5 protein-coding genes and 1 pseudogene are annotated in these 6,034 nt (G+C 63.2%); all 6 read right to left on the reverse strand.

Translation table 11 applies throughout. The annotated features are described in order from the left end of the window. Positions 1 to 108: 108 nt before the first annotated feature. Complete coding sequence (locus tag O0882_RS28910; RefSeq protein ID WP_289953438.1) at positions 109 to 939, reverse strand: hypothetical protein; 831 nt, start codon at positions 937 to 939, stop codon at positions 109 to 111. Positions 940 to 946: 7 nt separating this feature from the next. Then, the gene (locus tag O0882_RS28915) at positions 947 to 1,660 is read right to left on the reverse strand and encodes a hypothetical protein (RefSeq protein ID WP_289953439.1); all 714 of its coding nucleotides are present in this window, start codon (positions 1,658 to 1,660) and stop codon (positions 947 to 949) included. After that, positions 1,657 to 1,941, reverse strand: coding sequence for a hypothetical protein (locus O0882_RS28920; RefSeq protein ID WP_289953440.1), 285 nt, complete (start codon positions 1,939 to 1,941; stop codon positions 1,657 to 1,659). The genes O0882_RS28915 and O0882_RS28920 overlap by 4 nt, the downstream gene beginning before the upstream one ends. Next, positions 1,941 to 3,911 carry a hypothetical protein gene (locus tag O0882_RS28925; protein ID WP_289953441.1) on the reverse strand — a complete coding sequence of 657 codons (1,971 nt, stop codon included), beginning with the start codon at positions 3,909 to 3,911 and terminating at the stop codon, positions 1,941 to 1,943. Before O0882_RS28925 ends, O0882_RS28920 begins: the two co-directional genes overlap by 1 nt. After that, complete coding sequence (locus tag O0882_RS28930) at positions 3,908 to 5,377, reverse strand: hypothetical protein (RefSeq protein WP_289953442.1); 1,470 nt, start codon at positions 5,375 to 5,377, stop codon at positions 3,908 to 3,910. The genes O0882_RS28925 and O0882_RS28930 overlap by 4 nt, the downstream gene beginning before the upstream one ends. Then, positions 5,374 to 6,034: pseudogene (locus O0882_RS28935) on the reverse strand (hypothetical protein); the annotation flags it as partial. The pseudogene O0882_RS28935 and the gene O0882_RS28930, both read right to left, overlap by 4 nt.

The following is a 6,034-nucleotide window of genomic DNA, read 5'->3' on the forward strand; positions in this document are numbered from 1 at the left end:
GGGACCTCCCCACGGCTGGCGCATACGATGCCACCACGGCGCCGCGCCCGGCCAGCTCATTCAGGCGCCGGATCGTGTCCTTCTGGCCATAGTAAAAAAAGTCGCCCATTACAGTTCCTCGATGTCGATGTTGGTGGCATATGCCTGGTAATACTGGGTGGTGATGGCGGAATTGCTGGCAATGCGGCCATACACCTGGTGCGCCTGCTCGAGCTCACCGTCGTCACTCTCTGGATACAAGCTGATCAGCAGCGGGCGCGACAGGCCATTACCGCGCACGATGCGCCACAGTTCCGCCCGGTCCAAGGGGGTCATATGTTCGAGCGCGAGCGACAGCTTGCGATACAGCGCACCGCGCCCGACTGTCTGGCCGCCAGCGCCATTGCGATACTGCGTGCTGGTGTCGACCGACGTAACGCCGGCGCCATACGAGGCGTTTTGCTCAGGACTCCAGTAAGGGCCGGTCACCAGGCGCACCGCCTCGATGTAGCCGGCCGGGTTGTCCGGGTCGGCCAGGTCAATCACCAGCTTTTTGACGCTACGCATCTGGAGCCAGCAGCGCGCATACGTGCCGCCGCCGTAGCTGAAGGCGTTCACGCCCAGCGGCAGCGCGCCCCAGTCCCACATGCCCAGCCTGGCGTACTCGCATGCCGGCACGGCGCCGGTATCGAAATCGGGCGCGGCGTCGCCTGGCTCGACGTATCCGCGAACGCGAATTGTCGCCATGGGCGTCAGGTTGCAAAATGGCAGGGCCACGCCGCCGATGATTTCGGGCGTGGGCCAGGTGGCCGTGATCGCCAACGCCGTGCCGACGGAGCGCAGCACCGCTGACTTGCGTTCGCGCTGCAGGTTGGCCGGGCCCAGCGTACCGGCCTGACTGGATGCGGCGAGCGCCGCGCGGTCGGCGGCGTTGTCGTAGATGATGCGGAGATTTGACATGTAGATCCTATGGCAAATTGGTGCCGTCGAGAACAAAAAATGGACTTGGTTCGGAATACACGGTATCGGGCGGCAAGGTGCCGCTCATCAGGCCTGAGCGCAGCATGAGCGCTGGGGCGTACGCAATTACTCCGTTCGACCTGCGTACTAAAAATCGCCGGGATGCAGTCATGGTGTATTGCCCGCCGGTCCCCACATAGTTCATTTCGTAAAACGGGCTGGCGCCAAGTGCTACCGGGCGCCCCACTGAACTGACCACCACACTATTCTCCAGTCCACCCAGCGCCAGAGGGAACGTCAGGGTGGGCGTGCCGAAATCGTGCGTCACTGCTTTGGTGACGCTATGCCTCAACAACAGGCCACGTGCCGCCACTTTTTCCGTGATGGTGGCAAACGCCCAGATAGTGACTGGTTCCTGCTGGTCAAAACCACCGTTCTCATCGGCGTTCGCGCCGCAATATACGGTTAGCGTGTGAACACCGTTTACATAGCTGGTTTTGATGACGCCCACACGCCGGTCGACAGGCAGATCGATCACCCAAAGGATTCCGCGGAAGCCGCTGAACTGATACGTGGAGAAGCCAGATACCATGCCGCCGCCAGAACTGTACGGCTGCTGTAGAGAAACGAACGTCGCGCGGCCAATGCAGTGCGTGCCATAGGTATTGCTGTCGATGACCAGTTCGCCGTGCTGGTTGCGAATTTTGAGTTGTTTCGTCATTTCAAATAGATTCCCACGCTGGGCCGCCAGTCGGTCGACCACGAGACGCTGTTAGAAAAAACAAATCGGGGATAGCCCAGAGCCTCGTCGTAGGTGTAGGGGGCGACCTGAAACGAATCGCCATAGATCACTACCGGCGTGTGGCCAATCCCTGCGCCTGGAAACGTAATCGTCCAGCCCTCAAGCGGAATTGAAAAAATGCCCATACAGACACCGCCGGCCGCCAACCACGAATCGAACACGACCACGCCAGCACGCCGAATTTTTAAGCCGCTGGCCATTAGAGATACTCCCCGAGCTCGATGTAGGGCTGTTCATGCGCGCTGTCATAAAAGTACAGGCCGGTGCCAGTCAAGTCGTAGCCGGCTGCGCTGTCTGACGTGAGCCGCGCTGGGCTACGCATCAGATGAAAAGAACCCCTGGCCCCAGAAAGAGTGCCAGAAAACGTTGCAATTCCCTGCAAGCTGGTGAATTGAGGCGTGTGGATATCTCCGTCCGTGTCAAACCGAGCATATTTTCCAAGATGATAATTTCCCATCAGCAGGCCGTCCTGGCTCAGATGAAACCCATTGCCATCATTTGAAGGCCAGCCATATGCACCAGTCGGATAACCAGGGCCGCCATGGATGGTGGAGGCGGAGATATCGCCTGCTTTCACCTTTCCCAGAATGCTGGTAATAGCGGATAGCTCGTCGACCGCCAACGCCTTTGCTGCCACCGTGCCGGGGACCAGCAAATTGCCATTCAAGACGGTGTCGGCAGCCAGCCACTCGTCATTTACATAGAACTTCGTTGCCGCATGCGTGGCGTCGTACAGCGTCACCATGTCGCGGTTGATTGGCGCGCCGTAGCCGGCATGGCTCAGCTCATACACGGCCGAGGCATCCGACCAGGTGGAATAGCCGGGCGCCGTCACCGTCACGGTGCCGCGCTGGCCGGATGGCCCTGCCACGCCCTGGCCACCGCGAAACTTCGACCAGGCGTAATCCGCCTTGTTGGTGCTGGGGGCGGCACTGAGCTTGTTGACGGCCAGGCCCAGGTACAGGGTGCTGTCGCGCGGCGTGTCGTACAGGCCCGTGCCGTCTGCATTGTCCGCATACTTGATCCAGGTGTAGGTCGTCTTGCCGTCCGCTCCGGCATCACCCTTCGCCCCGTCGCCGCCCTTGATCAGAGACCAAGCATAATCTGCCGGGTTGTCACTCTCGACCAATGTGGCCTTGTTATAGGCCAGGCCGATGTAAGTCATGCCCACGGGCGAATCGGAGAATCCACCGCCTGCAGCGGTATTGCCATACTTCACCCAGGTGTAGGTTGTCACGCCATCGGCAGCCAGGCGCGCAGCGGCCGCCCATTCGCCAGGGGTGATATCGTCGGTGGCGCCGCGCGAGGCGGCCGTGGCGCCCGAGGTAAACAGGTATGCACCGCCCGCCGTCGGCACCTGCGTCGACCAGCCGTTGTTCAAGCCGGCGAGCGCGCCCGTGGCAAAGGTGAACGTGCATGCCGCGCTCGGTAGCGCCGGCGCAGTATTGGTAGCGCTACGCTGGTAGATGCGCACGGGTGCCACATTCAAGCCATCCAAACCGTTTTGGCCGGCGCTGCCATTGGCACCGGCAGCACCATCTTTGGCCAGCTGCACGGCCGACGACCACTCATTGGCGGCGATATTGTCCGTGGCATTGCGCGAGCTGGCGCCAGCCACGCACACGTACAACGGCGCCGAACCAGCCGGGATATTCTTCGACCAGCCCTTGGCCAGGTCGTTGCTGGCCGGCGTGGTGATGCTGGCCGTGGCAAAAGTGAAGATCACGTCACCCGGCGAATCAGTAGGGGCGGCCGCCGCGCGCTTGTAGGCGAAGGCCTGGCCTGTGTTCAAGCCGGCCAGGCCGGTATCGCCAGCGACGCCGTCGAAGACCTTGCTGATCATGTAGTTGCCGACGTAATCGACGCCAAATTCGCGGATACGCGCCTGCACCAGGGCCGTATCCGTGGTCATGTTGGCAAAGTCGACCGTGGCCACGTTGCCGTTGACGGTCAACTGCGTGCCGGCAGACACAGAAAACACGATATCGCCCACCACGTTCACCGGCTTGGCGGTAATCGCAATCGAGCCAGGCGCGCCGGCGCCGGCGCTGTTCACGCGAAACACAGGCGTGCTGCCAGCCAGCAGGATCGCCTTGCCGTCCGCCGTCGTGCTGAAGCGCTCCGCAGTGGCCTGCAGCAGCGTATCGCGCGCGCCACCGATGGCCGTCATACCAACACCCCCACCGTCACGCGCCCGGCCAGCCATTGGTGCGACAGCAGCACCACCACGCCAGGCACGCCGTCCTGCAGGCCGAAGCGGTCATCGCGCAGCACCACGGGCTGCCCCAGTTCCAGCATCATCATCTCAGGCTCTCCGTCAAATTCATAAATCGTGCGCTGCACCTTGTTCAGGGCTAGGCGCCGTGCGGCTTCCGCTTGCGCGTCTGCGTTGGTCTTGAGGCAGGTTTCGATCTGTGGCGGGTCATCCGTCAACCGGTAACGCGCCTTGACCGCGCCATCGACCGCCGTTTCCGTCAGCCACTCCGTCGCGTACAGGTCGGCATGCGCTGGCGGGATGCTGGTGGTCAGGCTGGCCTGCACCGTGTAATTCCGGTCGAAGGCGATCTTGACGGCCGCCACCACCGGCAGGCGCTGTACCGGGCGCAAGGAATCGAGTTTCATGTGTTCGGGGCCAATCTGCACAGGCACGCCGGAGGCGGGCAGCGCGATCTGCACCAGACGCAGCTGGCCAGTGCGCGACATCAGCGCCTGGGCGCCCACGCTGGCCGCCAGTTGCTGGATGGCTTGCGCCTGGTTCGTCCGGTCCGCAACGTACAGGCCCACCAGTTGCGGGTGGGCGGCATCGAAAGCGGCCAGATTGGCCAGGTCCAAGTCGGCCAGCGTGAAGCGGTCCGATGCCTTGCCGTAGGCGGTGGCGATGCGCTGCACCAGCGGTGCGATGCGCGGCGCATAGCCGCCGCCCTTGTCGCCCTGCACGCTGGCCGTGATCGTGGTGGAAAACGGATCGGTGGTCAGATTGAAGCGTCCCGCCTGGTCATTGAGCGCCACGGCAATCGGTTTGCCGTTGGTGCGCACTTCGAACGTCGATTCCACCACGCCGAGAAAACCGTACTCCAGGGTGGCCGGATTGGTCAGCAATGGCGTCACGTTGTGGCATTCACCGAATGGGATCGGCAGCGTCGCGTCCTTGTTTGGCGAGGTGCCGCCCAGCTTCGCTTCGGCAATCGGCGTGTCCAGGCGCTGCAGCTTGTCGCGCAACGACAGGTTGATCGATTCGCGCGCAGAACTGCCGATATCGGCGACGATGCCGTCAAAGATCAGGCGAAAGTCGCTGCGCGGCCAGGCCGGATCGCCTGACCAGGCCTTGATCGGCCGGTTGCGCCACACATCGAGCAACCAGCCATCAAGTGCGCCATCGCCGTTGTCCAGCTCGACGTCACCGCCCGACAAGCCAGCCTCGCCGGCCAGGCTGACCTGTTCGGTGAAGGCCAGCCCACCGGTGGCCAGCGGCAGATACTCGGTATTGGCCGGCACATCCGCCGGGCCGGTGACGTACGGCCGGGAGGCGATATACCGCGTCACCTCCTGGCCGACCACGTTCACCTGGGCCTCGATCAGCACCATGCGGATGGCGGACGGGCTTTGCAGCCATGTCAAAAATTGTGCATCTGTCATTGCGAGTACTCCACTTGTTTCGCCCAGGCAGATGCCTTGGCAGATTTATCAACACCGGCCACGACCGTTTTGGCCGCTTTGTCGTTCGATTCAACGGTGGCCTGGATGGTGGCGCCGGTTTGCACCTTTTGATCCGCGCGCAGCCCCTTAACCTCTTCCCGCAGGCCCTTGATCTCGGCTACCAGGGCGTCGGTGTTCGCGCCGCCCTGGCTTGGCGCACCGCCAAAGTAGCGCCGCATGGCTGCCGCCGCTGGCGCGTCGACCACCACTTCGCCTCGATGCAGCTCGGCCGCGTAGCCATCAAACGGCACGTTGGCCAGGCCGCCGGCATGGGAACCGTCGAACTTGACACCCAGCCCCGTGGCCGTGCCCATCGCCGCATGCAGGTTGGCGATGGCTTGCGCCACCGTCAGCACGCTGTCGTTGATGGTGATCAGGCCCGACACCTGGGCCTTGAGGGCATCCAGGCTGGCCTGCTGCACATCGACCTGGGCCGAGGCCCATTTCAACGCCTCGTTGTTGGCCGCCACCACGCGGGCGTAATCTGCCGCGTAGCGGGCGTCCGAGGCGTTGACCACCTGGGAGGCAGTCAGGAAGGCCTGCTCGGCAGCCGACAGCCCGGACTGCGCCGTCGTGTCGCCGGCATTGGCCGCCGCC

It is taken from the genome of Janthinobacterium sp. SUN073, from assembly GCF_030397665.1.
In the GTDB taxonomy this organism is placed as follows: domain Bacteria; phylum Pseudomonadota; class Gammaproteobacteria; order Burkholderiales; family Burkholderiaceae_D; genus Janthinobacterium.